This is a genomic window from Brevundimonas sp. Root1423 (genome assembly GCF_001426805.1).
On the sequence record NZ_LMFL01000012.1, the window covers coordinates 405,670 to 430,531 of the forward strand.

Below are 24,862 nucleotides of genomic sequence, written 5' to 3' on the forward strand. Positions count from 1 at the left end.
GCGCCATGCTCCCAATCGATCCCGCCGTTTCCTTGCCATTTGAGGGGGCGACCGGCGGACGCCGACGGCGACTGGCGGATGCGGAAAAAAAGGGGCCGCCGTTGGGTGTCGGCGGCCCCCACCCCTGTCATCGGCTTGGGGGTGGAATGACAGGAGACTCATCACCGGACATGCGCAGGAACCATGGCCGGCCTGGTGAACCTATCCGGCGCGCAAGCTTCGCGCAGTCACCGAAAGCCGCGATGTCGTGTTCGTGAATCCGCAACGCCGGTCGAGGGCGACGGCCAGGCCGACGAGCGGCACCTCGGATCTGGTCCTGCAAGGCGGCTTCTGCGGCCCAGCGGGGATCGTCGCGCGATCAGAGGTTCGGGGCGATCAGGTGGCGGACCACGGGCGGCCGGTCGCCAGTGTGGAAGCGCCTGAGGCTCTCCTGCGCGAGCCGATCCTCATGCGTCACCCGCTCATGCTGTCGAAGGTGTTCCAGCCAGCTGGCGACGACGAAGCTCTCAATGATCAGCCCGGGGGTTTCGGCGTCTTCGAACACGTTCCACCGCAGGGCTCCGTCACGTTGTCGGACCGGTTTGAAGCCGTGGAGCTCGCGAACAAACTCCACGGTCCGGGCCGGATCGACACGGTACTCTATCAGGATCATGACCGGTCCCCGATCCGCGGGGTGCTCTCCGGTGACGACCGGTTCGGCCCAATGGCCGGAAGGGGTCAGGTCGACCGCGTTGGCGGCGGGCAGGCGGAACCGGAAGGCGGCCAGCGTCGCGACGCCCAGGGCGACCGCGGCCGTCGTCAGGGTCGTGGGTATGTCGGTGCGGCTCGCGAAAATCCCCCACAGGATGCTGCCGGCCGTCATGGCGCCCTGGAAGACCAGCAGGTAGACGGCCAGGGCCCGAGCCTTGATCCAGGCCGGGACCGCCATCTGGGCCGCCACGTTCAGACCGGACAGCATGGTGATCCACGACACTCCGGCCACCACCATGATCCCGCCCGCGACCCAGGCATTCCCGGCCCGGCCGAGCGACAGGGTGGCCACCGCGAACAGCAGAGAGGCGATCACCGAGAGCCGGTTTGCGCTGACGTGTTTGCGGACCCGGGCCAGGGCCACGGCGCCCGCCACGGCTCCTGCTCCCATGCTGCCGAGGAGCACACCGTAGCCGGCGGCGTCCAGGCCGAGCATCTGACGTCCAACAAGAGGCAGCAGGGCCCACAGGGCGCTTGAGAACAGGAAAAAGGCGACCGAACGGACGAGCACAAGCTGCAAGGCGGGCGCATGGCGCGCGTAACGATAGCCGGCCCGCAAGGCGCCGAAAAAATGCTCAGCCGGCAGGGTGCTGACCAAAGCCTGTCGGCGCCAGGCGAAAAGAACCCCCAACACGGCCAGGATCGACACCGCGTTCAGGGCGTAGACCGCGGCCGGTCCCGAGAGGGCGACGATCACGCCGCCCAGGGCCGGCCCCATCGCGCGCGCGATGTTGACGCCGAGGCTGTTGAGGGCGATCGCGTCCGCGAGAGAAGGCTTGCCGACCAGCTCCGGCACGATGGCCTGGAAGGCCGGGGCGCCGAGGGCGGCTCCCAGTCCCATGACCGCAGTCAGCGCCAGCAACAGCGGAGGTGTGATCAGGCCGGACCAGGTGATGGCCGCCAGCGAAGCCGCCCCGGCCAGGATCAGCATCTGGGAAGCGATCAACAGTTTCCTGCGGTCGATCACGTCGGCCAGCGCGCCGGCGGGCAGGGCGAACACGAACATGGGCAGGGTCGTCGCCGCCTGCACCATGGCCACCCACAGCGGACTGGGCGACAGGGAGGTCATCAGCCAGGACGACCCGACGTCGTTCATCCAGGTGCCGATGTTCGAGACAATGGTGGCGATCCACAGCGCGCGGAACAGCGGCGTCGCCAGCGGTCCGCGGGGGGCGGCGGCCTCGCTCATCGATCGTGGCGCTCAGCGAGGATCGCCGCCAGAACCAGACCGCCGATCAGGCCGACGTTGGCGATGAAGGCGTTCATGTCGTGAAAGCGGGCCATCGGGTCTTCCAGGGCCCAGAAGGCGTGGCCGACGACATTGGCCAGGACGGTGAACACCCCCAAGGCGCCCGCGCCGACCCACGCCCCGCGGCCCACGATGACGGCCAGGGAGCCGCCGATCTGCAGGAGGATGACGGCCAGAGCTGCGGGGACGGCCGGCTGCAGGCCGAAATGCGACGCCTCGGCGACGGCGGACTGGAAATCCGCCAGTTTCAGCAGGCCGCTGATCCAGAAGGGCGAGGTCAGCAGGATCCGGCCGATCAGGGCCACGCCAGGCGCCTCGAGCAGCGCGGCGATCAGTCGGGGCGACGCGGCGGCGTTCATGGTCACACCGCCCAGCAGGCGCAGCCGAGAGCGCCCCAGAAGGACCCGGCGTCCGCCGCCGGAGCCTGATGTCGGGCCGTCGCCGCATGGTCGTGACCGTGGACGCCGCAGGCCGTAGCGCAGCCGCAGGCTGCGGCCGCCCTAGCGAAGAAGCCGTTCGGCTGCTGAGTCTTCGTACTGTGATAACCGCCGAATGTGCGGACCGGCGACCAGTCAGGCGCGGGCGGCGGGATCGGCGGGGCTTCGCGGGCGAAGTCGCCGGCGCCCCAAACCACCTTGCCGCCCAGCAGCGTCAGGTCGCTCTCGATATGGACGATCTCGTCTTCCGCGACCGAGAAATAGTCACGGTCCAGTACGACGAGATCCGCCAGCCGACCCGTGGAGATGACGCCCTTCTTGCCTTCCTCGTTGGAAAACCATGTGTTGGCCTCGGTCCACAGACGCAGGGCCGTCTCGCGATCCTGACGCTGCGCGGCCGGATACATGCGCAGCCCGCCCAGGCTTTTGCCGGTCACCAGCCAGCTCAGCGAGACCCACGGATTGTAGGAGGCGACGCGGGTCGCGTCGGTGCCCGCGCCCACCGGGACGCCGGCGGCCAGCATCCGGGAGATCGGCGGGCTGTCGGCCAGGGCCGCCGCGCCGTAGCGCTCCGCGAAGTCCTCGGCCTGGTACATCATGCGGTGCTGCACCGCGATGCCGCCGCCGAGCGCTGCAATCCGGTCGATGTTGCGCTCACTGACCGTCTCGGCGTGGTCGAAGAACCAGTGAAGCCCCTCGAACGGGGTGTCCCTGTTGACCGCCTCGAAAACATCCAGGGCCCGGTCAATGGTCTCGTCATAGGTTGCGTGCATCCGCCACGGCCAGCGTTGCTCGACCAGCTGCCGGACGACCGGCTCGAGGTCGGCCGCCATGCCGGAGCCCATGTCCGGGCGCGGCTGACGAAAGTCCTCGAAGTCGGCGGCCGAGTAGACCAGCATTTCTCCGGCGCCGTTGTGACGGTAGTAGTCGTCGCCCTGGCCGGGCCGGACCTGGGCGCCCCAGGTCTTGAAGTCGTTCAGCTCTTCCTGCGGCTTCTGGGTGAACAGGTTGTAGGCGAGGCGGACGGTCAGCTGACCGTCCTCGTGCAGCTTCTCGATGATCTCGTAATCATCGGGATAGTTCTGAAAGCCCCCGCCGGCGTCGATGACGCTGGTCACCCCGAGCCGGTTCAGCTCCCGCATGAAATGGCGCGTGGAATTGAGCTGGTAGGCCTCCGGCAGTTTTGGACCCTTCGCCAGGGTCGAATACAGGATCACCGCATTGGGCTGGGCGATCAGCATCCCCGTCGGCTCGCCGCTCGCGTCCCGCTGGATCTCGCCGCCAGGCGGGTTCGGCGTGTCTCTTGTATAGCCCACCGCGCGCAGGGCGGCGCGGTTGAGGAGCGCCCGGTCGTACAGATGCAGGATGAAGACCGGCGTCTCCGGAGCCGCTGCGTTGATCTCGTCCAGGGTCGGCAATCGCTTCTCGATGAACTGATGCCGGGTGAAGCCGCCGACCACCCTCACCCACTGCGGCGGCGGCGTATTCCGGGCCTGGCGGCGCAGCATGGCCATGGCGTCGGCCAGAGTCGGCACCCCGTCCCAGCGGAGCTCCATGTTGTAGTTGAGGCCGCCGCGAATGACGTGGGTGTGGCTGTCTATCAGACCGGGCACCACGCGACGGCCGCCGAGGTCGATGACCTTCGTCGACGGTCCGGCGGTGGGGACGATCTCGCGCGCCGAGCCGACGGCGGAGAAGACGCCGTCCTTGACCGCCACGGCGTCGGCCGCGGGGTTGGATCGATCCAGGGTGGTGAACCGTCCGCCATGCAGGATGAGGTCGGGGGCTTCGATCATCTCTGAACTCCAGGCGAGGGCGGGCAGAACGCCGGCGACGCCGAGGCCGCTCAAGGTGGTCCGGCGCGTCGGGTTCATGGGAGGGACTGGTCAGGCGAGGCTGCGGCGGCCTGGGATGCCTCCAGACGGTGGCGCAGGTGCTGCACGCCCTGCTCTCCCAGGAGTATGCCAAGCAGTCCGAGCAGGGCGACGTAGGGCGGAGCCGGAGACCGGACGTTCAGCAGGCCATAGATGGCTCCGACCAGAAGGCCGACGGCGAGGGCGATGATGAGGGTCTTCATGCCGGTCTCCCAAAGACGGCGGCCGGGCAATGCCCGGCCGCCCGAGCGGTTCAGCCTTCCCGCGCGTTTTCGCCCAGCATGGCGCGGGCGTACTGGATGCCGACCCCGTAGGCCCCGCCGAACTTGACCGCCGCGGCGGTGGTAGTCTCGTAGGTGGCGGAACGGGCCCAGTCGCGCTGCAGTTCGAGCAGATACTGGATGGACGTGATCGGCCGCGCGCCGGCCTGGATCATCCGCTGGACGGCCCGTTCGTGGGCCTCGTCGGTGACATCGCCCGAGGCGTCGGTGATGACGAAGACCTCGAAGCCCTGGTCGATCGCCGAAAGGACCGGACCGACGATGCAGACCGAGGTCCACAGGCCTGCGATCACGATGCGCGACTTGCCGGCGCGGTTAACGGCGTCGGTGACCTGCGAGTCCTCCCAGGCGTTCATTGAGGTGCGGTCCAGAACGGGAGCGTCGGGGAAGGCGTCCCGGATCTCGCTGAAAATCGGACCGGCGAAGGACTTCTCCGCCACCGTGGTGAGGATCGCCGGCACTCCGAAATCGCGCGCGGCGGTCGAGACCAGGGCGGTGTTGTTGCGCAGGATGGCGATGTCGATCGAGGCGGTGGCGAACGACATCTGAGACTGGTGATCAACAAGGATCAGCGCGTGGTCGTCAGGGGTAAGCAACCCCTTTCCGGCGGTCGGGATGGCTGTTGCGGTCATGATCGGCTCCCTGGCCGCGCAGCGCGGCACTTTCTGTGAAAGAGGTGTGCCGCGATCGATCCGGATGGGAAACAGGCGCTATCGGAACACGGCGTTCCGCTTTCGGGATCAGCCGACAGACCGCCGCGCTGGCGCCGCATGCCCGGTCGCGGTGCGCGACATCGATCCGGCCGCGCAGCGGGGCCCGGTCTTTGATCAAGGCGGGCGCGGCCAGCGCCACGGCGATCCGATGGTAAGGTCCCTCGTCCAACCGTCGTCATTCAGGCAGGCGGGCGATCCCGATAAGCGCGCGCGACTCTACGGTGAACGGTACGGCCGAGGCCTTGCCGTTCGCGGCGCGCAGCCGCTCGCGAACCCGGTCCTGACCTTCTTCGTCGAGCGCCGCCCAGGAAGGAAACTGCCGAAATAATTGATGCGCATGATCCGCTAGCCAGTCCGCCGACTCGATCGTCCAGTCTCGCGCTATTGTCTCGATGCGAACTTGCGCAGAGCCCGCACCCCGTATGGCCGCCTCCAGCCGTTGCGGCGTTCTGAGCGCCTCCAGGCCCGGCGGAAATGGCGACGGCTCCAGTCCCGGCAAAGCCTCGCGCCGGGCCGTGTCGAACAGGACGGCGGGACCAGCGCCTCGCGCATGGGCCCAGGTCACCAGGACCACCCGCCCGCCCGGCCGAACGACCCGGTGGAGTTCGCGCAGACCTTTTTCCCAGTCGGGGAACAGCATCACCCCGAAAACCGAGAAGGCGGCGTCGAAGTCGCCATCGGGCAAATCCAGCGCCTGTCCGTCCATCACCCGAGCCTCGCAGCCCGTTCGATCATACCCGCCCTCCGCCAGACGCGCCGCCAGCCGCTCGACCATGCCCGGTGAGAAATCGGTGGCGAGGACGCTCGCCCCCTCGGCGGCAGCCTCCAACGTCAACGCGCCCGTTCCGCAGGCGACGTCCAGCAGCCGTTCGCCCGGTCGAACGCCCGCCAGTTCCAGCGCGATTCTGGCGAACGGTCGCGTGTGCGGCTCGGCCAGTGTCTCATAACCGAGGACAGCATCGTTCCAGATATCCGGCTGATGCATCGGGTTCAGCGGGTTCATCATCAGTCCTCATTCACTTGCACTGTGGGCCAGGATCTTCCCAGGCGCCGTGTAGTCCCCGGTCCTGCGATGCTGCGTCGCGAGACGGACAACGCTGGGGGCGCCGACCCGGCAAGCGGTCGGGTCGCGCTCATGGAGGACCGGGCGCTGTTTCTGCGCTGGAGCCCCCCAAGGCATGAGAAAGGCGGTCGGCCCGCACGGGAGCGATACGGCGTATCGCCGGTCGAGAATGGCAGCCGGCAGCCCGGCGTCATGACAAGTCCAGAAGCAGCGACGGAACGAGCTCTGAAACCGTCGGGTGGATGGGGACGGCCCAGCGCAGGGCCTCGATCGTCTGGCCCGCACTCATCATGTTCAGGATGCCGTGGATCGCCTCATCGCCGCCCACGCCCAGAACGGCGGCTCCCAAGATCTGACGGGTGTCTGCGTCAGCCACCACCTTCATGAACCCTTGGGTCTCGCCCTTCTCTACCGCCCGGCCGACCCGTTTCATCGAACGCCTGGCGTGAAGCAAAGGGCGGCCGGACTTTTCGGCTTCGGCATCGGTCATCCCGACCCGGCCCAGAGGGGGGTCGATATAAAGGGCATAGCCCGGGATTCGTTGGCTCACGCGGCGATCTCCGCCGTCCAGCAGGTTGGCGGCGACGATCTCGAAGTCGTTGTAGGCGGTGTGGGTGAAGGCGCCGCGGCCATTACAGTCGCCGAGCGCCCATACCCCCGGGATGGAGGTCCGGAGCTGGTCGTCGACCCGGATGTAGCCGCGATCATCGGTGGCGATCCCGGCCTCATCCAGGCCGAGATCGTCGGTATTGGGGCGGCGACCCATGGCCAGCAGGACGTGACTGCCGACCGACGCGGGCGATCCATCAGCGCAATCCACGGATACGGACACGCCGCCCTCCGCCGGGGCGAAGCCGATGCAGGCGGCTCCGGTGCGCACGGTGATCCCCTCCGCCTCGAGGATGTCGCGCACGGCCTGGGACACGTCCGGATCTTCCCGCGCGATCAGCCGATCCGACCGCTCCACGATCGTGACCTCCGCCCCGAAGCGCCGATACATCTGGGCGAACTCCAAGCCGATGTAACTGCCTCCCACCACGACCAGGTGGCGCGGCAGGACATCCAGGGCCACGATCCCCGTATTCGTCAGATGGGGCACGTCGTGGAGCCCCGGCATGTCCGGCACAACCGCCCTGCCCCCGACATTGATGAATATCCGAGGCGCCCTGAGACGCCGGCCATGAACAGCCACGGTGTCGGCGCTCTCGAACCTCGCATGGCCGCGTATCAGTTCCACATTGGCCATGCCCCCCAACCACGTCTCATTGCCGTGGCGCGCATCGAGAGAGACCTTTTTCGCCCGGGCGGCCACCGCGGCCATGTCGACGGTCACGGATCCGGCGGTGAAGCCGTAGTCGCTCCCCCGCCGGGCGGTGCGAATGGCCTGGGCGCTGGCGACCAAGGTCTTGGTCGGCATGCAGCCGGTGTTCACGCACGTTCCGCCGACGAGCTTGCGCTCGATGACCGCGACTTTCATTCCAGCCGCGTTGAGGCGTCCGGCCAGAGGCGGGCCGGCCTGGCCGGCTCCGAGAATGATGGCGTCGAACGGCTCCCGCATGACGGAGTCGCTTACTTTCGTCATGGCAAGCCTCGTTCCTGGCCCGGGTTCACGCCGTCCATCCGTCGCGGCGAATGCGTCGGCGTCAAGGTAAAGGCAGTGCTCAACCCTCGACCGAGGTGGTGGGTCGATCCGAGCCGCCGACCCTCTCCTGACGCCAGGTCCCCGCGCCATCCTCATAGCTGATGGAGGCGCTCCGCCCTGGCTGCAGCTGCTCGGCCGCCGCACGCGAGGCAGCTGCGCGCGCCAGGTCATGGGTGCGGAAGGTTTCCGAATAGGTCCCGTCGACCTGGTAGGCCCAACCCCCGTCGTGCTCGACGATCCGGTAGACGACGTTGCTCATGTTGCTCCTCCAGAAAAGTCTCTCCTACGCCCTCAGCCCCCGCCCCGCCTGCCATTCAGCGTCCCGGAAACAGGGACGCCCTGGCGCCCGGAACGGCACGCGGCTCATGTCAGAGGGAGTCGGGGTCGGATCCTCCGGCCTGGAAGCCTTCGAGAACAATCTTCCCCCTTGTGCTCCCGCTTTCGAGCTGCGCGTGGGCCCGTTTCAGATTGGCCGCATTGATGGGCGACAGCCGCTCCGTGAGGGTGGTCTGGATGCGGCCCTCGTCCACAAGGTCGGCGACGGTGTTCAGGATCTCGCCCTGCCGCGCCATGTCCGGCGTCCCGTAGATGGACCGGGTGAACATGAGCTCGTGATGGATCGAGACGGCCTTGCGCTTGAACACCATGAGGTCGAGGCCCTGCGGGTCGTCGATCAGGGCGAACCGGCCTTGGGGCGCGATGAGGTCGGCGGCCGCGGCGGTGTGCTGCTCGGTGTGGGTGGTGGAGAAGACGAAGGCTGGGGCGCCCAGGCCGAGATCGGCGATCTGCGCCGCGAGCGGCCGGGCATGGTCGATGACGTGATGGGCGCCCAACGACAGGGCCCAGTCCCGGGTCTCCGGGCGCGAGCCCGTGGCGATCACCGTCAGATCGGTGCGCTGGCGCGCAATCTGGATCGCGACCGAGCCGACGCCGCCCGCGCCGCCGATGATCAGGACGGCGGACGCCGCCCCGGGAACCGATCGCGAGACGTCCAGCCTGTCGAACAGCGTCTCCCAGGCCGTCAAGGCGGTCAGGGGCAGCGCCGCGGACCCGGCCCAGTCGAGCAAGGCGGGCTTGCGACCGACAATGCGTTCATCGACGAGGTGGAACTCGGCGTTCGATCCCTGTCGCGTGATCGATCCTGCGTAGAAAACCTCGTCTCCCGGTTTGAACAGTGTCGCTTCCGGTCCGGTCGCGGCGACCACGCCGGCGGCGTCCCAGCCCAGAACCTTCCAGTCTTCGCCCTGCGGCACCGTGCTCCGGCGGACCTTGAAGTCTACCGGGTTCACCGCCACCGCCCTGATCGCGACGAGAAGGTCGCGCCCTGCGGGTGTGGGTCGTGGGAGTTCGATGTCGACGAGCGCGTCGTCGTTGTCGATCGGGCCGGGCGTCCGGTAACCGACGGCTTTCATGAGAGGTCTCCAGCTTGCAATGGCCCGGGGAGCGGACTTTCGATCACACGGCTTCGGGCCGATCCGGTCTCGGCGGACATGGTGCGTCGGGGGTCCGTCGGGACATGCACGACCTCGGGCTCAGCCACGAGCATGGGGCTGAGGGCGGCGATGAAGCGGTCGTGCGCCTCGCTCGGCTCGAAGCCCTCGGTGTGGGCGGCCAGATCGCGCCATTCGACCTGCAGAAGATAAGAATCTGCGTCGTCAAGCGTCCGCACGAGACGATGCCTCAGATAGCCGTCCGCCGCGGCGAGCAGCGACGCAACGCCGGCGAACGCGGCTTCGAACCTGGAGCCGGAGCCCGGCTCGATGCGAAAGATCACGAGTTCTGTCACCATCGGGTGTCTCCGGACGGGCGGACTGCGACCGCTGCGGGCGCGCAGCGGTCGCGCCTCGCGTCAGACGTTTTCCTGAAGAGCGGGCAGGACGACCGTGTCGCCCGCCACGTCGATCACGACCTTGCCCCGCAAGCCCCTGGCGGAGCCGTTCTCGAGAAGATCGTGCGCCTCGCCCATGCGGGCCAGCGGGAACACCGCGCCGATCACTGGCTTCACCAGCCCGCGCTCGACGAGGGTTGTGAGCGCGTCCAGCTTGCCCTGGTTCTGCCGGGTGAACACGAAGTGGTACGCGGCGTTCTTGCCCCAGGCCTCGATCAGGTTCTGCGGCTGGGCGATGTCGACCAGACTGACCACACGGCCGAACGGAGCCAGGGTCAGAGGACTCCGTGTGAGCGTGTCGCCGCCGATCGTGTCGAAAACGACGTTGACGCCTCGCCCGTCCGTCAGCCGGGTGACCTCCCTGACGTAGTCGTGCGTGGCGTAGTCGATCGCCTCGTCCGCCCCCAGAGACCGTACGAATGCGTGGTCCCTGGACTGCGCCGTCGTGATCACCCGCGCGCCGATCGCCTTGGCGATCTGGATGGCGAGCGTGCCGACGCCGCCTGCGCCGCCGTGGATGAGGATCGTCTCACCGACGCTCAGCCGGGCCCGTTCGACGAAGGCCTCCCAGACCGTGCCTCCCGCCAGCGTGAGGCTCGCGGCCTCGAGGTGGCTGAGGTTGCGCGGCTTGCGGGCGACGAGTTCGACGTCGGCGACATGCTGCTCCGCGTAAGAGCCGGAGCCGCCGAAGATCTTCGGCGTGTAGTAGACCTCGTCGCCGGGCGAGAATTCGCTGACCTCGATTCCGACCGTCTCGACGACGCCGGAGATGTCATGTCCCGTGATGGCGGGCAGCGGCACGTACTCTTTGTAGTCGCCGCGGCGGATCTGGTAATCGAGCGGGTTCAGGGCAGTGGCGTGCACCCGCACCCTGACCTGGCGCGGACCGACCGCAGGCACCGGCACATCCCGAAGCTCGAACGCGTCAGGCCCTCCAAAGCGGGTGAGCACGGCGGCTTTCATTGTCTGGGTCATGAGGGGTCTTTCTCTTTCATTCTGGCCGGTCACGCCGGCGCGGCCGCGACGAGGGGTAGAGACGCTTGAGGCATCGCCCGGGACAGTTCGGTGCTGCGCCGGAGCGAAAATTGGCGCCTCCGGGCCGTCAGCGGGGATCGTTGCTCTGGTCGCCGGTTTCTCCTGGCCGGTCAGGTCGTCGGTTTGACAGGACCCATCTGATCCTTGGCGATGGGCGTTGGTAGTTCGCCGGATCCGGATCATCTTCAACGAAACCTTGAAGATGGCGGGCAGCGGTCGTTCGCGAGGGGAACGTCACGCACAGACCGCCGGCTGCGGAGCGTGTCGCGCCTCAAGTCTCCGTCAGGCGCCGTCCCGCATCTGCGCCATGATCGTCGCCATGGCGCTTGCGACCTGCTTTTTGACGGCGCTCCGGGAGATGCCGAAGGCTCGCGCGATGGCGTCCTGGCCGACCTGCTCGATGCGATAGAGGATGAAGATCGCGCGCGTCCGGCCGGGAAGCGCTTCGAGGGCCGAGCCGAAACGGGCGAGTTCATCGCGCCCGAGCGCCAGGCGCAGGGGATCGAGCGGGTCGATCCCGTCGTCCTCGGACGTTCCGACAGTCTCCAGGTAGCGCCGGCGGACACCAGCCCGCCGCGCCCGGTCGACCAGCAGGTTCCGCGCGATCTGAAAAATGTACCGGCCGGGCGCGGCCTCGGGAACGTCGCTTCCCAGCAGCCGAACAAACACCTCCTGGGTGAGATCCTCAGCTTCCGCGTAATTCCTCACCCGGCGCAGGAAGAAGGCCATCAGGGCCGGCCGCCACTGCCCGATCTGCGAGACCTGCTCGTCAACGCGCTGCACGATTCCTGCTCCCGATCCACAGTCCGCCCGTTCCCGAGCGGTCAACTGTGTCCCGGCAAATTTGACCTTTCGCAGTGGCCGGTTGTAGCGGGTCGAAATCAGGATCATCTTCAACGGATTCTTGAAGGCGCCGCCCCATGGAAGTGGATGACCTGAGCCTGTTCGTGAGGATCGCCCGGCTGCGCAGCATCAGCTCGGCGGCCCGCGACGTGGGCGTCACGCCGGCGAGCGCCAGCGCCCGGCTGGCGGCGCTCGAGAAGCGGCTCGGGGCCCGCCTTCTGCACCGGACGACACGGCAGGCTACCTTGACCGAGGACGGCCTCGCTTTTTTGCCGCACGCGGAGAACGTCGTGCTGGCGGCCGACGCCGCCCAGGCGGCGCTCGGACGCCAGCACGCCGCACCGCGCGGCACGCTGCGCGTCGCGGCCCCGGCGTCGTTCGCGCGCCTGCATATCGTGCCCGGCCTGCCCGAGTTCTGCGGCCGATATCCCGATCTGTCCATCGACCTGCGGATCTCCGACAGCGTCGTCGACCTGGTCGAGGGCGCCTTCGACGTGGCGGTCCGGTACGCCGAGCTCAGGGACTCATCCTTCGTCGCGCGTCGTCTCGCGCCTGATCGGCGGGTGCTTGTGGCCTCTCCGGACTATATCGAGCGGAGGGGACAGCCAAAGACACCTGACGACCTGACCCACCACGCCTGTCTGGTCGTCGGCACCCTCGATCTCTGGACGTTCCAGCGTTCGGGCGAGGACGTGATCGAGCGCCGTGTCGTCCCGAGTCTGCGGATCAACGACGGCGTGGCCGTACGCGACGCGGCCTGCGCGGGGCTCGGCATCGCCTTGATGGCGAGCTGGTGCGCCGCCGACGAGCTTCGATCCGGTGAACTCGTCCCCGTTCTCACCGACTATCCGCTGGTGTCGACCCAGACCCTTTGGGCGCTTTATCCCAGTTCGCGCGAACTGGCGCCGAAAGTCCGGGTCCTTATCGACTGGCTCACCGAGCGGTTCGCCGGACGCCCCGATCCCTATTGGGACAGAGGCCTTGAGACATTGTTCGCGCGCTGACCGTGAGACTGGACGACTTCAGATCACGACTGACGGATAGACGCGTCTACCCGCCGGAACCGGGCGAGATGAAGCGGCTGGCGCGCCATGATGTTGCAGGCGCGCCCTAGCCTTTCGCCGTCCGCCAATGCGGATGGGTGACATAGGCGGTCACCGCACCCTCCTCGTGCGAGCGGATGGTGACAGCTTCGCCCTTGGGCATGTACACGATCTCACCAGGCCCTGCGGTGACCGTGCCGCCATCGCTCGAGATCGAAAGCCGACCCTCCAGGACGATCATCACGTCGTGTACCGCCATAGTTTCGCTGAGGCTCTGGCTCGGCGCATAGCGGCCGTAGCCGATGGTGATCGGCCCGCCATGCCGCTCGTCGACCAGATTGCCGGTGAACACGTCGGCTTCCTGTCCCGGCGAACGCTCCATCGATGCGTCAGCGATCTTGAACCTCTGGACCTTCATCGTCTTGCTCCATCGAAACCATGTGGAAGCCGCCTTTAGGCAGGGAGGTTCCCGCTGCGATGTTCGGTAGTAGCGGCGGGGGAAGCAGGCGAAGTCGCTTACGCGCCAGAAGCCGAACTTGAGCGGCGTGCGGAAAGCAGACATTGCCGGAACCGCTGCCGCGCCCCGAAACGGAGAGTGAGGTCCGACGTCCCATCGCGTCGCTCTCTATGGAACCCCCGACGTCGCCCAATCCTTATTCTCCTGTCAAGCTGGGGGATGTCGATGAACGCCTCGCATTTGCGCGGCAGCGGCGGTTGGCGAGCCAAGAGCACGGACACGCTGCGCCATCAGCCGTCCTGTCGAGGTATCGGCGGCACGGACATTGAGGCGGCCGACGGGCGGCATGGGCTGCAAGCGACCAACGGCCGGCCGGCCAGCGAAATGACGAACGGCGACTTTGTGATCGCATGCGCCTCGGTGGAGCGGGACTGATGACAACGGCCAAGCTCTGGGAGCCTTATTGTGGCCCAGCGCCAGCCCCGGGCGACTGGCGTTGGAACCTCGACCCCGTGCCGCTGGGCGTGCTCGCTGCAGCGACGATCGTCATCGTCTGGCGGTTACGCGGGCGCGAGCGGGCATTGGGCTTGTCGGCGATTCTGGTGCTGGCTATCGGCTTCATCTCGCCCCTCTGCGGCCTGAGTTCGGCGCTGTTCGCAGCGCGGACCGTCCACCACGTTCTGCTGGTCGCCGTTGTCGCGCCTCTGACCGCATGGGCGCTGCCCTCGCGGCGTGTTGGACCGCTGGCGCTGGCCACAGCCTTTCAGGCGGCGGTGTTCTGGGGCTGGCACGCGCCGTCGGCCTATGCCGCCGCCCTGTCGAATGATCTGGCCTATTGGGCGATGCAGCTCAGCCTGCTCGTCTCGGCGGTCTGGTTCTGGGCGGGCGTGCGAAGGGCGGCGGCGCCTGCAGCGGTTGGTCATCTGCTGATCGCCATGGTTGCGATGGGACTACTCGGGGCTCTCCTGACCTTCGCCCCGCAGCCGGTCTATGCGCCGCATCTCCTGACCACACAGGCGTGGGGCTTTACGCCGCTCGCTGACCAGCAGGCGGCCGGGCTGATCATGTGGGCGCCGGCGGCGGCCGTCTATCTGGCGGCAGCCCTGCTGGTGCTGGGCCGCTGGATCGGGCCGGACCAGCCCGTCAGCCGAGTGGACCACGCGCCGTGATCGACCGGCTGATCGTCAACGTCCTGGAATGGGCGGCGGGGCACCACGACGAGGGTCGGTTCTCGCCCGTCGCCATCGTATTTCACTGGACCATGGCCGCCCTCGTGGTCTTCCAGCTGGGCTGGGGTTGGTGGATGGGGCGACTGCCGGTGGGCGGCAACAAGATCGCGGCGCAGGATCTGCACTATGCGATCGGGGTCTTGATGCTGGTTCTGGCGCTGGGGCGCGGCGTCTGGCGCTTGATGGCGCCTGGACCGATCAACGACGCGGACAAGCCGGGCTGGGAAAGCACCGCCGCCAGCATCACCCACTATCTGTTCTACACCTGCCTGTTCGGCCTGCCGTTGACCGGCTGGATGATGATCTCGGCCACGGCGCGCGAGCAGGAACTGACCCTGCTAGGCCTCATGCCCTGGCCGCTGTTGCCGCTGCAGGACCTGACCATCGTCCGCCGCTGGCAGATCGAGGCGGTGAGCGAATGGATGCACTGGGGCCTGATCGTCACGCTGCTGCTGCTGATCCCGCTGCATGTGGGCGCGGCGCTGAAGCACCAGATCATCGATCGGGACGACGTACTCCACGGGATGCTGCCGGTCGTGCCGGAGCCGACGCGGCGGCGGACGCGCTGGCAACGCCGCTATCGGGCGGTGGAGCAGCGGGCAAGGTCTCTAGCCAGGCGGCTATTCGGCCTGTCTCGGCGTCGGTGAGCCCGGCGACCGCATCGGCCATCACGCCCCTTGGGTCGTTGCGCCGTTCGGCCGTCTTCCAGCGTCTGATCTGTTCAATCGTATAGGCGGCGGGTTGAGCGGCGATGGCGGGGTTGCCTGAGCCGACGCCAAGCCCGTCCACGCCGTGACACGAGGCGCAGGCGGCCACCCCGCGCGCTGGATCGCCTCTCAGATAGATCGCGGGTGCCGTTCTCGCCGCGCCGGTCACCGCAGGCGCGGGCAGCGAGGCGTACCAGGCCGAGACCGCCCGCCGGTCGCCGTCGTCGAGCCAGCGCGCGACCTCGGTCATGATCGGGTCCTGACGGACGCCGTTCGTGTAGTCGTCCATCTGTTTCTGCAGATAGCCGGCGTCCATGCCTGCGAGGCGCGGCACGCTGACGCCGTCGCCTTCACCCTCAAGTCCGTGGCAGCTGAAGCAGGCGTTGGCCGCTCCTCCCTCCCCGCCGCTCATGGCGATGATCTGTCCCGTGCGCGTGAACGCCGCACCGGTTTCGTTGGTCGGGGGCGAGCAGGCCGCCACGGTCAGAGGGATGAAGAGGAGCGCGCGCACCCGGATCGAACACAGGCGCACGCTCACGGTTCCGCTTGGCGGGAACCTTGGCCATGGGCGCGGGTTTGCTCCGCAACGGCAAAGGGGCGTGATGGCGACGCGACAGACCCATCCGGGTTCGAAGTGAGGTGGGGCGTTCTCAGCCTGACCGCGCTGCTGTGCGCCTGCGTGGACAAGAGCGATCCGCCACGCGAGATCGCGGGCGCGGATGCCGGAAACGGACTGGCCGTCATTCACAGCGTGGGCTGCGCCTCCTGTCACGTCATTCCCGGCGTTCGCTGGCCAGAGGGTCTGGCGGGACCGTCGCTGGCGGGTTTCGCCGACAGTCCGATGATCGGCGGCCAGTTCCCGAACCGGCCCGATGTTCTGGTCGATTGGCTGGTCGACGCGCCCTCCATGGCGCCCGCGACCGCCATGCCTGCGATGCCCCTGACAGAAAGCGAGGCCCGGGACGTGGCTGCCTACCTCTATACGCTCCATGACTAGTCCCGCCGCTGATGGGACAGCCGCATGGCCGCCGGCGGCGCTGGACCCGGCGGGGCCGTTCGCCGGTCCGCTGAACACCCTGTCGTGGGTGCTGTTCGCCATGGGCGGCGCCGTTCTGCTGATCGTCCTGATCGCCCTGGGCGTCGCCCTGTTCGGACCCCGGCGCTGGCGGACGCGCCTGGGCGGCGCGAAACTGGTCTGGATCGGCGGCTTCGCCTTCCCGGTGGTCGTCCTCAGCGCGCTTCTGATCTATGGGCTGGGTCTCACCAGCCACCTGACCCAGGAGCCGGCGCCCGGCGAAATGCGGGTGCGGGTGACCGGCGAGATGTGGTGGTGGCGCGTCGCCTATCTGGACGCCCAGGGACGCGAGGGCTTCCAGGACGCCAACGAGATCCACATTCCCACGGGCAGGCCCGTCTTACTGGAGCTGGACTCCGCCGACGTGATCCACAGTTTCTGGGTGCCCCGTCTGTCGGGCAAGGTCGACATGATCCCCGGACGCCGGAACCTGATGCGCATCCAGGCCGACGAACCTGGCGCCTACGGCGGCCAATGCGCCGAATATTGCGGCGGGCCCCACGCCCTGATGGGGCTGGTCGTCGTCGCTCATGAGCCGGCCGACTACGCGGCATGGCTGGGCAAACAGTCGGCTCCGGCTGCGGGCGCCGCCCAACCCGGCGCGGGAATCGAGGTCTTCGCCCGGGCCGGGTGCGGCTCGTGCCATTCGGTCGCCGGAACGGCCTTCAATGGACTGGCGGGACCTGATCTGAGCCACGTCGGTTCGCGGCGCACGCTGGGCGCGGGCATTCTGCCCAACAATCAGGGCACGATGGCGGGCTGGATTTCAGACAGTCAGTCGATCAAGCCGGGCAACCGCATGCCCGCCTATCCCGTCCTGACGGGTCAGGAACTGCGCGATGTCTCCGCCTGGCTCGAGAGCCTGAAGTGAAGAGCGAAACCGGCTTCGACACGAACCTGTACGACCGCTTCCCGACGTCGGAGCCGCGGCCGGGCGGAGAGCTCGAGCAGCTCGAACAAATCTGGTGCCGTCCCAGGGGCTGGGAGTGGATCACCGCGATCAACAACAATTTTGTCGGCGTCTACTATGTCGGCGCAGCCATGCTGTTCTTCGTGCTGGCGGGCGTCCTGGCCGTGCTCATGCGGACCCAACTGGCCCTGCCGCTGAACGGCCTGCTGCCGGCAGAGACCTACAACCAGCTGTTCACCGTGCACGGCACGATGATGATGTTTCTGTTCGCCGTGCCGGCGGTGGAGGCGCTGGCCGTCTTGCTGCTGCCCCAGATGCTGGGCGCCCGGGACCTGCCGTTTCCGCGCCTGTCGGCCTATGCCTTCTGGGCCTATCTGATCGGCGGCCTGGCCTTTTTCTGCTCGCTGTTCTTCGGCCTGGCCCCGGACGGCGGCTGGTTCATGTATCCGCCGCTCAGTTCGACCGCCTTCTCGCTGGGGATCAACGCCGACTTCTGGCTGCTGGGGATCGGCTTCATCGAGATCTCGGCCATCGCCGGAGCCATCGAGATTATCGTCGGCGTGCTGCGCAATCGCGCGCCGGGGATGACGCTAGCGAAGATGCCGATCTTCGCCTGGGCCATGCTGATCTTCGCCGGAATGATCATCATCGCCTTTCCATCCGTGATCCTGGCGACGACGCTGATGGAGCTGGAACGGGTCTTCGGCTGGCCCTTCTTCGACCCGCTGAAGGGTGGCGATCCCCTGCTGTGGCAGCACCTGTTCTGGTTCTTCGGCCACCCGGAGGTCTACATCATCTTCCTGCCCGCGGCGGGAGCGATGTCGACGATGATACCGGCAATCGCCCGGACGCCTCTGGTCGGGCACACCGCCGTGGTGCTGGCCATGCTGGCGACCGGATTCATCAGCTTCGGCGTGTGGGCCCACCACATGTTCACCACCGGCATGCCGACCATCTCGACCAGCTATTTTTCGGCGGCGTCGATGGCGGTGTCGATTCCGGCCGGCATCCAAGTCTTCGCCTGGATCGCGACCATCGCCGCGGGAAGGATGCGATACACCGTGTCCGGCCTGTTTGTTCTGGGCGGCATCGTCACCTTCGTCATGGGTGGCCTGACCGGCGTCATGCTGGCCATGGTCCCCTTCGACTGGCAGGCCCACGACAGCTATTTCGTCGTCGCCCACCTGCACTACGTCCTGATCGGCGGAATGGTCTTCCCCTTCTTCGCCGCCATCTACTTCTGGCTGCCGATGTCCTCCAGCCGGCCGCTCAGCGAGCGGCTCGGAAAGTGGGTATTCTGGCTGATGTTCACCGGCATGCACGTCACCTTCCTGCCCATGCACCTCAGCGGCCTGATGGCCATGCCGCGACGGGTCTTCACGTATCTGCCCGGTCGGGGTCTCGAACTACCCAACCTGATCTCCACCATCGGCGCGGTGCTGACAGCCGTGGGCGTCCTGCTGTGGATCATCGACATGATCCGCAATTTCCGCCCGTTCGGACGCGGCGACGCTGGCAATCCGCACGATGCACCGGGCATGGAGTGGCTGCCGACCGGCCTCTATTCGGTCCGGTCGGTGCCGGTGGTGACCAGCCTGTATCCGTTGTGGGAGCAGACCAATCTGAGCCGCGACGTCGAGGCCGGTCGCTATTTCCTGCCCAACGCCCCGACAGGCGGTCGCGAGACCGTTGTCACCTCGACCCTCAACGCCGAGCCCCAGTATCTGCAGCGCATGCCCATGCCGTCGCCCTGGCACGTCTGGGCGGCGGTGTTCACGGCCGGGCTGTTCCTGCTGCTGACGATCCAGGCCTATGTCGCCTCGGCGATCAGCGGCGTGCTGGCCATCTGGTGCGTGATGCAATGGTGCTGGATGCTGGACCAGCCGCGTATCCGTGACACGGTGGATATCGGCGCCGGGATCCGCGTGGCGACCTACGCCAGCGGTCCGTCCAGCCATGGCTGGTGGGCCATGGTCATCACCCTGGTGGTCGCGGGCATGATCCTGGCCATGGCGGCCTTCAGCTACGTCTTCCTGTGGAGCCGCAACCCGGAAGACTGGATTGCGCCGCCCGGCGCGTGGTCGCTCGTCGTGACGGTGGCGGGCAACGCGATCGGCGGCGGACTGGCATGGTTGTCTTGCCGGGCCCTCGCGCTCGACAGGCCGCGCGGTCCCCTGATCGCGACGCTGTTGATGATCCTGGCCGCTGCGGCGATCGGCGCGGCCTGGTTCGTCGATCTCGAGAGCTGGCTGGCCAGCGGCCTTCAGGCGTCGGCGACCGGCCAGGGCGCGACCGTCTTCGCCCTCCTGTCGTGGCATGGCTTCTTCGTCGCCATCGTCGGGTTGATGGGCCTGTACGCCGGCTTGCGCTGGGCGGCGGGCCATGTGGAGGCGCGACGCCCCTCGACGTTCGACCTGATCGCCCTGTTCATCGTCTATTCGGCGGGCCAGGGGACGTTTTCCACCCTGCTCACCCGCCTTTTCCCGGGCGGCTGACATGAGGGCGTGGGCATGGATGACCGGAGGACTGATCGTGTGGGCGGTCCACTTCCTTGGCGTCTATACGCTGTCCAGTCTGGCCGATGTCGTCGTCAGCGCTGACGCCCCCGCTTGGCGCGCCGCCGCGCTGGTCTTCAGCGGCGTCTGCGTTCTGGCCTCAGCCGTTCTGCTGGCCCTTGCCGCCAAACGGCTTCGTCGGGTGGACAGCGAGCGCCCGAAGTTCGCCGATCAACTTGCGGCTCTCGGAGCCGGTCTCGCCCTCGTCGCGATCGTCTGGCAGGCGCTTCCGACGGTAATCGGCTACTGAACCGCGCCGCCTCCGATGAAACCAATCCACGGTCGATGGATTGGTACTGTGACGCTCAATCATGGAACACGGGAGGTAGCAGGATGCCGGCTGGCCAAACGACGGCAGGGGGCGATCCGCATCCCGCCCACGCGATCCTGTTGGGTTTTCCCATCGCGCTTTTCAGCAGCGCCCTGGTCACCGACATTGTCTACCTCCGGACGGCCGAACTTCAGTGGACGAATTTTTCAGCGTGGCTGATCAGCGGCGCGCTGTTGTTTGGCGGGCTGGTCCTCGCCTGGGCGCTCGTCAGCCTCGCTCTCAATCTGAGAGGATCGGGCAAGGGCCGAAACCTGATCTATGTCGGCGTGCTCGCCGTCATGTGGATTCTCGGACTGATCAACGCCTTGAAGCACAGCCAGGACGGCTGGAGCTCGGTCGGCGGTTTCGGTCTGACATTGTCGATCCTGTGCACGCTGCTGGCCCTCGCCGCGGGCGTCATCGCCCACTCAAACTACTGGCCGCGGGAGGTCGCGCGATGACCCGTTCGTTGATCGCCGCCACGGCGGTCGCCCTGGCCCTCGCGGGCTGCGGCCGCGGGGACTCCGGGCTGGATCAGACAGGCCCCGCGCCGGAACTGCCCGAGATCAATCAAACACTCATCCCGGCGATGCAGATCGCCAGGCCGATCGGCTGGGGGGACCAGACGCCCACCGTTCCGGCCGGTTTCACGGTCACCGCCATGGCGACCGACCTGCAGATTCCGCGTCAGATGCTGGTCCTTCCCAATGGCGACATCCTGATCGCGGAAGGCCGCGGCGGCGGCGCGCCGCCCCTGCGCCCCAAGGATGTCATCGCCGGCGTCATCAAGAAAAAGGGCAACACCCAGGTCGAGAGCGGCGACCGCATCACCCTGCTTCGCGACGCCGACAACGACGGGCGGCCCGAGGTGCGGAGCGTCTTCATCGACAATCTGAACGCGCCATACGGCCTCGCATTCGTCGACGGCTCAATCTACGTCGCCAACCAGGACGCTCTGCTGCGCTTCCCCTATCAACCCGGCCAGACCCGGATCACCGCGCCCGGCGAGGAAGTCACCAAGCTCCCGTCGCGGCTCAACCACCACTGGACCAAGGCCCTGACCGCCAGCGCGGATGGACTGACGCTGTATGTCGGGATCGGCTCCAACAGCAACGTCGGCGAACGCGGCATGGCGGTGGAGGAGGAGCGGGCCGTGGTCTGGGCGATCGACCGGGCCACCGGGGCGCGCCGCACCGTCGCCACCGGCATCCGCAATCCCACCGCCCTCGCCATCGAGCCCCAGACCAGCGCCCTGTGGGCCGTGGTCAATGAACGCGACGAGATCGGGGCCCAGCTGGTCCCCGACTATCTGACCTCGGTGCGTGAAGGCGCCTTCTACGGCTGGCCCTACAGCTATTGGGGGCGCAACGTCGATCCTCGCGTCCGGCCTCAGAAGCCGGAGCTCGTCGCCAGGGCCATAGCGCCGGACTACGCCCTGGGGTCTCACGTCGCTGCGCTGGGATTGTCGTTCGCGACAAACGGCGGTTTTGGCGGTTCCTTCTCCCAAGGCGCTTTCATCGGCGAGCATGGCAGCTGGAACAGGCCGGATCCGTCCGGCTACAAGGTCGTGTGGGTGCCGTTCGCCAATGGACGCCCGTCCGGAGAGCCCATGGATTTCGTGACCGGCTTCCTGACTGAGGACGGTCAGGCGCGCGGGCGACCCGTCGGGGTCGTGTTCGATCCGGCCCGGCGAATCCTACTGGTCGCCGACGACCTGTCGAACACTATCTGGCGCGTGGCACCGCGAACACCCGCGCCCCAGGTTCCGACGCGACGGCCATAAACGCTCGCTACAGACCTTCCAACGTATTCAGGGGCGCGCGGGATCGGACCCGGACAAAGTCCGCTTGGAGTCAGGTCCGGTCCTATCGTGCGGCGTCGGCGATTAGCCCCGAGAGCGGACGTTTCGAACCGCCGCTATGAGTCAGAAGCGGAACCTTCATCCTTGGACGCAGTCATTTCCGGCTCGCCCGAAGGCTGGACGCCAGCAGCCGGGTTACGTTGACTGCACGGACCAGCTTTTGGGTGAGGCCCGATAAATCGGATCAGGGGATCGCCGTCGCGGGCGAAGTGATTTTCGACCCACGCGACATCCGGCGCATCCAGACAGCGACGACCGGCCGGGCGGTGGCGGTCGCGGCGGCGAGGAAGGCGGCGGCGACCCCCACATGAACGACCTCGGGATTGTTGACCCCCACCGGACCCAGGATTCTTCTACCTACGTCGCTCGCCGAGACCCCCGTATAGAACAGGGCGACATTGCTCAGCGCGGCTAATGCCTTCACGCACACGAAGACGACTGGAAGCAAAAGCGGACCCGAGGGAGCCGAACCGACCAACCGGCTCACGATCGGACCAGGCTTCGAAGCTGCGCCGCCGACGCGATGCCGGGCTAAGGCCACCAGCGCGATCATGAAGGGCAAAAGCGCGACCATGACAAGGATCGCCCGGTCGCTCGCGAGTTGGCCGATGTCGGTCTGGAACACCGGATTGGTTTCGTATCCGCCGACGCCCTGGACAAGCAGCGTGGAAAAGTGATCGGCCGATGCCGCAGCGGCATAGGCGACCGAATAGAGGACGGCGTCTACCAAGGCGTGGCGGTTCAGGATGGTCAGCATGTCATTCGGGGGCAAAGTGAATCGATGAGGATCAGCGCGCCGTCGCTCAGCCCGCCGCAGCCTCTGCCAGGCGAGCGATGTCGCCATCCGTCAGGGCGGAGGCGCCGCTGACGCCAATGGCTCCGACGGTACGGCCGTCGACGACGATCGGCACGCCGCCCTCGACCGGAATAAGACCGTCGATCGCCAAAGGCCAAAGCTGCCCGGCCGCGAGCGCATCGGCGAGGACGCGCGTCTCGCGGCCGAATCGGGCCGCTGTGCGGGCCTTGGCAAGGGCGATATCGGCGGATCCGTATCCGGCCCCCGTCATCCGCCCGAATGCGATAGGCTCTCCGGTTGGCTCCACGATCGAGATCGTCAGCCCCAGGTTGCGTCGCCGCCCCTCGTCGATCGCCGCGGCCATGACCCGCTCAGCCTGCTCGTAGCTGAGCGGCGCGCCGTGAGGCACGCCTGGCGGCGCTGGGGCGCGCGCAGGCTGGATGGTGGTCGAATTCGGCGTCTGAGCAGGCGCTGGACCGGTCTGAGCCATTGCGGACGACGTCAAAGCCAGGGCGAGGACTCCGCCGAGAAAGTGGGAAGGTCTCATGTCGCGTCTCCACGATGGGCGGTGAAAGATCGTTCGAGGGAATCGACGCCCGAACGGACGTCTCCGGGCGGTGGCCGCGTCCGGTTTGGCGGCGAGGCTCCGGGGTTTGCGCCGAAAAACGTGATAGGCCGCATCGGACGTTCATCGCCTCATCCGATCGGAGGAGGAAAAAAGGGAACTTGGACGGCCGCGAGCCCCATGCAGACGACGCTTTGCACACTGCCTCCTGACCGCTGGACGCCTCACTCATCAGCCGGCCCACTGACGGAGCGGGAAAATATCGGGTCGGCGAAAATCAACCGGACGAGATCGGTCTGTCTGTTCACCCCCGCCTTGCTGAAGAGAGCGCCGAGATGGGTTTTGACGGTCGTGATGCTCACGTTGTTAGCCTCCGCGTAGTCGGCGAGCGATGCCCCCTTGCTCAACGCATGCGCCAGCCTCGCCTCAGCCGGCGTCAGGCCGAACAGTGTCGCCAACGCTTCCGCGCTCGGCGCGCCGACGTCCCGGGGCTTCGCCAGAACAACGACGCAGACGCCCTTCTCGTGGAACAAACCCGTGCGTTGTTCTCTTAGCGGCGTGACCGAGACGCTGTACCGCCCGGCATGGCTGGACCCCGTCAGCACGAGCAGGCTTGCCTCGGGCGAGGGTTCCGCCCTCGTCGCCTTGTCGATGGCCTGCCTGAGCTTGGCGGCGTCCGTTCGACCAACGCCGCACAGCCGCCCGGCCCAGTTCGCGATCGCGACCCGCTCCTGCATCAGGCGCTCTGCCTCAACGCTCGCGAAACGGATCTCGCTGGAGCGGCTCACGACCATCAGACACTGGCCCGCGGCCTTCATCGCATCGAGGAAGCCTTGGCGGGCCAGCGCAGCCTCTTCCAATCGCATACCGATCTCGATCGCTCGCCGGAGATGCGGGAGCAGAGTTTTCAGGAGACGAAGCTCGCCGGACGAGTAGGCCCCCAGCCGGCCCTCGCGAACCAGGCCGAGATGCAAGGTTCCAGAGTCCCGGGCAAGAAGCGGGACCGTCGCAGCATGCCTGAACCCCCGTGGTTGCAGCCATGCGACATCAGATTTTGCCGGATCCAGGTCGCCTTGCGGGGAGACCCGCCCCGCGACGACGTGACAGGATGCGGTATGCAATGGGCTCGTCGCCCAGATGTCGTGAGGGTTGTCGTCGCCGTTAAACGATCGAACGAATGCCGGATCCAGGTCTGTCGCCCAAATCCGGCGGATCTCGGGATTGGGGTTCGATCGCTCGTAGATGGCCGCATGTCCGCAGAATACGCGACCCAGCTCGGCGACTACGCGGTCCCAACACGACGCGTCGGCGCCTGCGGCGTAGATATTATCGACGAGGCGATCCTTGTCGAACGATACGCCGCGCGCCAATCGCGCTCGTGCATTTGGCGTACTGCGCGACGCATGCCGCGCGGGCGCGGCCGCGGGTCTGGAATTTTCGAAGAATGCGTCAAACTCTGCAGTCATGATTTCGACCTTGGCGAGATCGCCGCGTTCAGTGCGCGCCGGCCAGCCGCCGAGAGGAACCACCGGGACGGGGAGAAACGGGCCTTGGCGCCCGGCAAGGGGGGCGGCGCGGC

At 67.4% G+C, this 24,862-nt stretch carries 26 protein-coding genes and 1 pseudogene; 10 read left to right on the top strand and 17 right to left on the bottom strand.

Translation table 11 applies throughout. The features are described 5' to 3' along the window. Positions 1 to 358: 358 nt before the first annotated feature. The 12 genes from ASD25_RS09290 to ASD25_RS09345 all read right to left on the bottom strand — a co-directional run bounded on the left by ASD25_RS09290 (position 359) and on the right by ASD25_RS09345 (position 11,823). Positions 359 to 1,939 carry an MFS transporter gene (locus ASD25_RS09290; RefSeq protein WP_056616577.1) on the bottom strand — a complete coding sequence of 527 codons (1,581 nt, stop codon included), beginning with the start codon at positions 1,937 to 1,939 and terminating at the stop codon, positions 359 to 361. Then, positions 1,936 to 2,358 (bottom strand): DoxX family protein, encoded by a 423-nt coding sequence (locus tag ASD25_RS09295; protein WP_056616578.1) that lies wholly within the window; start codon positions 2,356 to 2,358, stop codon positions 1,936 to 1,938. The genes ASD25_RS09290 and ASD25_RS09295 overlap by 4 nt, the downstream gene beginning before the upstream one ends. A 2-nt stretch (positions 2,359 to 2,360) precedes the next feature. Then, positions 2,361 to 4,310, bottom strand: coding sequence for an amidohydrolase (locus ASD25_RS09300; RefSeq protein WP_082572307.1), 1,950 nt, complete (start codon positions 4,308 to 4,310; stop codon positions 2,361 to 2,363). Further along, positions 4,307 to 4,513: a XapX domain-containing protein gene (locus ASD25_RS29280; RefSeq protein WP_156389236.1), complete on the bottom strand. Its 207-nt coding sequence runs from the start codon at positions 4,511 to 4,513 to the stop codon at positions 4,307 to 4,309. Before ASD25_RS29280 ends, ASD25_RS09300 begins: the two co-directional genes overlap by 4 nt. Positions 4,514 to 4,563: 50 nt before the next feature. Then, positions 4,564 to 5,223, bottom strand: a complete 660-nt coding sequence (locus ASD25_RS09310; protein WP_056616579.1) for a hydrolase — start codon at positions 5,221 to 5,223, stop codon at positions 4,564 to 4,566. 256 nt (positions 5,224 to 5,479) lie between these two features. Further along, positions 5,480 to 6,307: a class I SAM-dependent methyltransferase gene (locus tag ASD25_RS09315; protein WP_235562685.1), complete on the bottom strand. Its 828-nt coding sequence runs from the start codon at positions 6,305 to 6,307 to the stop codon at positions 5,480 to 5,482. Positions 6,308 to 6,557: 250 nt separating this feature from the next. Continuing rightward, entirely contained in the window at positions 6,558 to 7,949 is a 1,392-nt protein-coding gene (locus tag ASD25_RS09320; protein ID WP_235562686.1) for an FAD-containing oxidoreductase, read from the bottom strand. Positions 7,950 to 8,028: 79 nt separating this feature from the next. After that, a complete protein-coding gene (locus ASD25_RS09325; RefSeq protein ID WP_056616593.1) occupies positions 8,029 to 8,268 on the bottom strand; it encodes a DUF2188 domain-containing protein in 240 nt (79 codons plus the stop codon). Between the two features lie 109 nt (positions 8,269 to 8,377). Beyond that, a complete protein-coding gene (locus tag ASD25_RS09330; RefSeq protein ID WP_056616594.1) occupies positions 8,378 to 9,421 on the bottom strand; it encodes a zinc-binding alcohol dehydrogenase family protein in 1,044 nt (347 codons plus the stop codon). Then, positions 9,418 to 9,798, bottom strand: coding sequence for an antibiotic biosynthesis monooxygenase (locus ASD25_RS09335; protein WP_056616595.1), 381 nt, complete (start codon positions 9,796 to 9,798; stop codon positions 9,418 to 9,420). The genes ASD25_RS09330 and ASD25_RS09335 overlap by 4 nt, the downstream gene beginning before the upstream one ends. A 60-nt stretch (positions 9,799 to 9,858) precedes the next feature. After that, a complete protein-coding gene (locus tag ASD25_RS09340; protein WP_056616596.1) occupies positions 9,859 to 10,872 on the bottom strand; it encodes a zinc-dependent alcohol dehydrogenase family protein in 1,014 nt (337 codons plus the stop codon). A 342-nt stretch (positions 10,873 to 11,214) separates the two neighbouring features. Further along, positions 11,215 to 11,823 (bottom strand): RNA polymerase sigma factor, encoded by a 609-nt coding sequence (locus ASD25_RS09345; RefSeq protein WP_082572349.1) that lies wholly within the window; start codon positions 11,821 to 11,823, stop codon positions 11,215 to 11,217. A 29-nt stretch (positions 11,824 to 11,852) separates the two neighbouring features. Here ASD25_RS09345 and ASD25_RS09350 point away from each other — a divergent pair, with 29 nt between their 5' ends. Further along, the gene (locus tag ASD25_RS09350; protein WP_056616602.1) at positions 11,853 to 12,779 is read left to right on the top strand and encodes a LysR family transcriptional regulator; all 927 of its coding nucleotides are present in this window, start codon (positions 11,853 to 11,855) and stop codon (positions 12,777 to 12,779) included. Positions 12,780 to 12,885: 106 nt separating this feature from the next. On the opposite strand, the gene ASD25_RS09355 is transcribed toward ASD25_RS09350, so the two are convergent. Then, the gene (locus tag ASD25_RS09355; protein ID WP_056616603.1) at positions 12,886 to 13,236 is read right to left on the bottom strand and encodes an AraC family ligand binding domain-containing protein; all 351 of its coding nucleotides are present in this window, start codon (positions 13,234 to 13,236) and stop codon (positions 12,886 to 12,888) included. 258 nt (positions 13,237 to 13,494) lie between these two features. On the opposite strand from ASD25_RS09355, the gene ASD25_RS09360 reads away from it, so the two are divergent. Genes ASD25_RS09360 through ASD25_RS31860 form a run of 3 tightly spaced genes read left to right on the top strand, consistent with a single transcriptional unit; the run spans position 13,495 to position 15,151 of the window. Further along, positions 13,495 to 13,710, top strand: a complete 216-nt coding sequence (locus ASD25_RS09360) for a hypothetical protein (protein WP_056616604.1) — start codon at positions 13,495 to 13,497, stop codon at positions 13,708 to 13,710. After that, complete coding sequence (locus tag ASD25_RS09365; protein ID WP_056616608.1) at positions 13,710 to 14,444, top strand: cytochrome c oxidase assembly protein; 735 nt, start codon at positions 13,710 to 13,712, stop codon at positions 14,442 to 14,444. Before ASD25_RS09360 ends, ASD25_RS09365 begins: the two co-directional genes overlap by 1 nt. Then, positions 14,441 to 15,151, top strand: a complete 711-nt coding sequence (locus ASD25_RS31860) for a cytochrome b (RefSeq protein ID WP_056616609.1) — start codon at positions 14,441 to 14,443, stop codon at positions 15,149 to 15,151. The genes ASD25_RS09365 and ASD25_RS31860 overlap by 4 nt, the downstream gene beginning before the upstream one ends. Positions 15,152 to 15,164: 13 nt before the next feature. Here the strand turns inward: ASD25_RS31860 and ASD25_RS31865 are convergent. Continuing rightward, a pseudogene (locus tag ASD25_RS31865) lies at positions 15,165 to 15,623 on the bottom strand (cytochrome c); the annotation flags it as partial. A 222-nt stretch (positions 15,624 to 15,845) separates the two neighbouring features. Between ASD25_RS31865 and ASD25_RS09375 the strand changes: the two are divergent. The 6 genes from ASD25_RS09375 to ASD25_RS09400 all read left to right on the top strand — a co-directional run bounded on the left by ASD25_RS09375 (position 15,846) and on the right by ASD25_RS09400 (position 21,844). Then, positions 15,846 to 16,208 (top strand): cytochrome c family protein, encoded by a 363-nt coding sequence (locus tag ASD25_RS09375; RefSeq protein ID WP_056616610.1) that lies wholly within the window; start codon positions 15,846 to 15,848, stop codon positions 16,206 to 16,208. Next, entirely contained in the window at positions 16,201 to 17,157 is a 957-nt protein-coding gene (coxB, locus tag ASD25_RS09380) for a cytochrome c oxidase subunit II (protein ID WP_056616613.1), read from the top strand. The genes ASD25_RS09375 and coxB overlap by 8 nt, the downstream gene beginning before the upstream one ends. Beyond that, positions 17,154 to 19,691, top strand: coding sequence for a cbb3-type cytochrome c oxidase subunit I (locus ASD25_RS09385; RefSeq protein ID WP_056616616.1), 2,538 nt, complete (start codon positions 17,154 to 17,156; stop codon positions 19,689 to 19,691). The genes coxB and ASD25_RS09385 overlap by 4 nt, the downstream gene beginning before the upstream one ends. A gap of 19 nt (positions 19,692 to 19,710) precedes the next feature. Then, complete coding sequence (locus ASD25_RS09390) at positions 19,711 to 20,001, top strand: hypothetical protein (protein ID WP_056616620.1); 291 nt, start codon at positions 19,711 to 19,713, stop codon at positions 19,999 to 20,001. Between the two features lie 83 nt (positions 20,002 to 20,084). Beyond that, a complete protein-coding gene (locus ASD25_RS09395; RefSeq protein ID WP_056616623.1) occupies positions 20,085 to 20,522 on the top strand; it encodes a DUF2231 domain-containing protein in 438 nt (145 codons plus the stop codon). Then, complete coding sequence (locus ASD25_RS09400; protein ID WP_056616626.1) at positions 20,519 to 21,844, top strand: sorbosone dehydrogenase family protein; 1,326 nt, start codon at positions 20,519 to 20,521, stop codon at positions 21,842 to 21,844. Before ASD25_RS09395 ends, ASD25_RS09400 begins: the two co-directional genes overlap by 4 nt. 262 nt (positions 21,845 to 22,106) lie before the next feature. On the opposite strand, the gene ASD25_RS09405 is transcribed toward ASD25_RS09400, so the two are convergent. From ASD25_RS09405 to ASD25_RS30310, 3 genes are all read right to left on the bottom strand, one after another. Beyond that, the gene (locus tag ASD25_RS09405; protein WP_056616628.1) at positions 22,107 to 22,679 is read right to left on the bottom strand and encodes a hypothetical protein; all 573 of its coding nucleotides are present in this window, start codon (positions 22,677 to 22,679) and stop codon (positions 22,107 to 22,109) included. A 46-nt stretch (positions 22,680 to 22,725) separates the two neighbouring features. Then, the gene (locus tag ASD25_RS09410; protein ID WP_082572310.1) at positions 22,726 to 23,265 is read right to left on the bottom strand and encodes a heme-binding protein; all 540 of its coding nucleotides are present in this window, start codon (positions 23,263 to 23,265) and stop codon (positions 22,726 to 22,728) included. Positions 23,266 to 23,507: 242 nt separating this feature from the next. Next, complete coding sequence (locus ASD25_RS30310; protein WP_156389238.1) at positions 23,508 to 24,812, bottom strand: helix-turn-helix transcriptional regulator; 1,305 nt, start codon at positions 24,810 to 24,812, stop codon at positions 23,508 to 23,510. Between the last annotated feature and the right edge of the window lie 50 nt (positions 24,813 to 24,862).

Coding starts and splice junctions, on each gene's coding strand:
- ASD25_RS09345 (WP_082572349.1), bottom strand. CDS start 11,823: ATGATCCTGATTTCGACCCGCTACAACCGGCCACTGCGAAAGGTCAAA.
- ASD25_RS09330 (WP_056616594.1), bottom strand. CDS start 9,421: ATGAAAGCCGTCGGTTACCGGACGCCCGGCCCGATCGACAACGACGAC.
- ASD25_RS09340 (WP_056616596.1), bottom strand. CDS start 10,872: ATGACCCAGACAATGAAAGCCGCCGTGCTCACCCGCTTTGGAGGGCCT.
- ASD25_RS09410 (WP_082572310.1), bottom strand. CDS start 23,265: ATGAGACCTTCCCACTTTCTCGGCGGAGTCCTCGCCCTGGCTTTGACG.
- ASD25_RS09350 (WP_056616602.1), top strand. CDS start 11,853: ATGGAAGTGGATGACCTGAGCCTGTTCGTGAGGATCGCCCGGCTGCGC.
- coxB (WP_056616613.1), top strand. CDS start 16,201: ATGACTAGTCCCGCCGCTGATGGGACAGCCGCATGGCCGCCGGCGGCG.
- ASD25_RS09315 (WP_235562685.1), bottom strand. CDS start 6,307: ATGAACCCGCTGAACCCGATGCATCAGCCGGATATCTGGAACGATGCT.
- ASD25_RS09290 (WP_056616577.1), bottom strand. CDS start 1,939: ATGAGCGAGGCCGCCGCCCCCCGCGGACCGCTGGCGACGCCGCTGTTC.
- ASD25_RS09310 (WP_056616579.1), bottom strand. CDS start 5,223: ATGACCGCAACAGCCATCCCGACCGCCGGAAAGGGGTTGCTTACCCCT.
- ASD25_RS09405 (WP_056616628.1), bottom strand. CDS start 22,679: ATGCTGACCATCCTGAACCGCCACGCCTTGGTAGACGCCGTCCTCTAT.
- ASD25_RS09320 (WP_235562686.1), bottom strand. CDS start 7,949: ATGACGAAAGTAAGCGACTCCGTCATGCGGGAGCCGTTCGACGCCATC.
- ASD25_RS29280 (WP_156389236.1), bottom strand. CDS start 4,513: ATGAAGACCCTCATCATCGCCCTCGCCGTCGGCCTTCTGGTCGGAGCC.
- ASD25_RS09355 (WP_056616603.1), bottom strand. CDS start 13,236: ATGAAGGTCCAGAGGTTCAAGATCGCTGACGCATCGATGGAGCGTTCG.
- ASD25_RS09300 (WP_082572307.1), bottom strand. CDS start 4,310: ATGAACCCGACGCGCCGGACCACCTTGAGCGGCCTCGGCGTCGCCGGC.
- ASD25_RS09400 (WP_056616626.1), top strand. CDS start 20,519: ATGACCCGTTCGTTGATCGCCGCCACGGCGGTCGCCCTGGCCCTCGCG.
- ASD25_RS09295 (WP_056616578.1), bottom strand. CDS start 2,358: ATGAACGCCGCCGCGTCGCCCCGACTGATCGCCGCGCTGCTCGAGGCG.
- ASD25_RS09360 (WP_056616604.1), top strand. CDS start 13,495: ATGTCGATGAACGCCTCGCATTTGCGCGGCAGCGGCGGTTGGCGAGCC.
- ASD25_RS09365 (WP_056616608.1), top strand. CDS start 13,710: ATGACAACGGCCAAGCTCTGGGAGCCTTATTGTGGCCCAGCGCCAGCC.
- ASD25_RS09325 (WP_056616593.1), bottom strand. CDS start 8,268: ATGAGCAACGTCGTCTACCGGATCGTCGAGCACGACGGGGGTTGGGCC.
- ASD25_RS09335 (WP_056616595.1), bottom strand. CDS start 9,798: ATGGTGACAGAACTCGTGATCTTTCGCATCGAGCCGGGCTCCGGCTCC.
- ASD25_RS09390 (WP_056616620.1), top strand. CDS start 19,711: ATGACCGGAGGACTGATCGTGTGGGCGGTCCACTTCCTTGGCGTCTAT.
- ASD25_RS09395 (WP_056616623.1), top strand. CDS start 20,085: ATGCCGGCTGGCCAAACGACGGCAGGGGGCGATCCGCATCCCGCCCAC.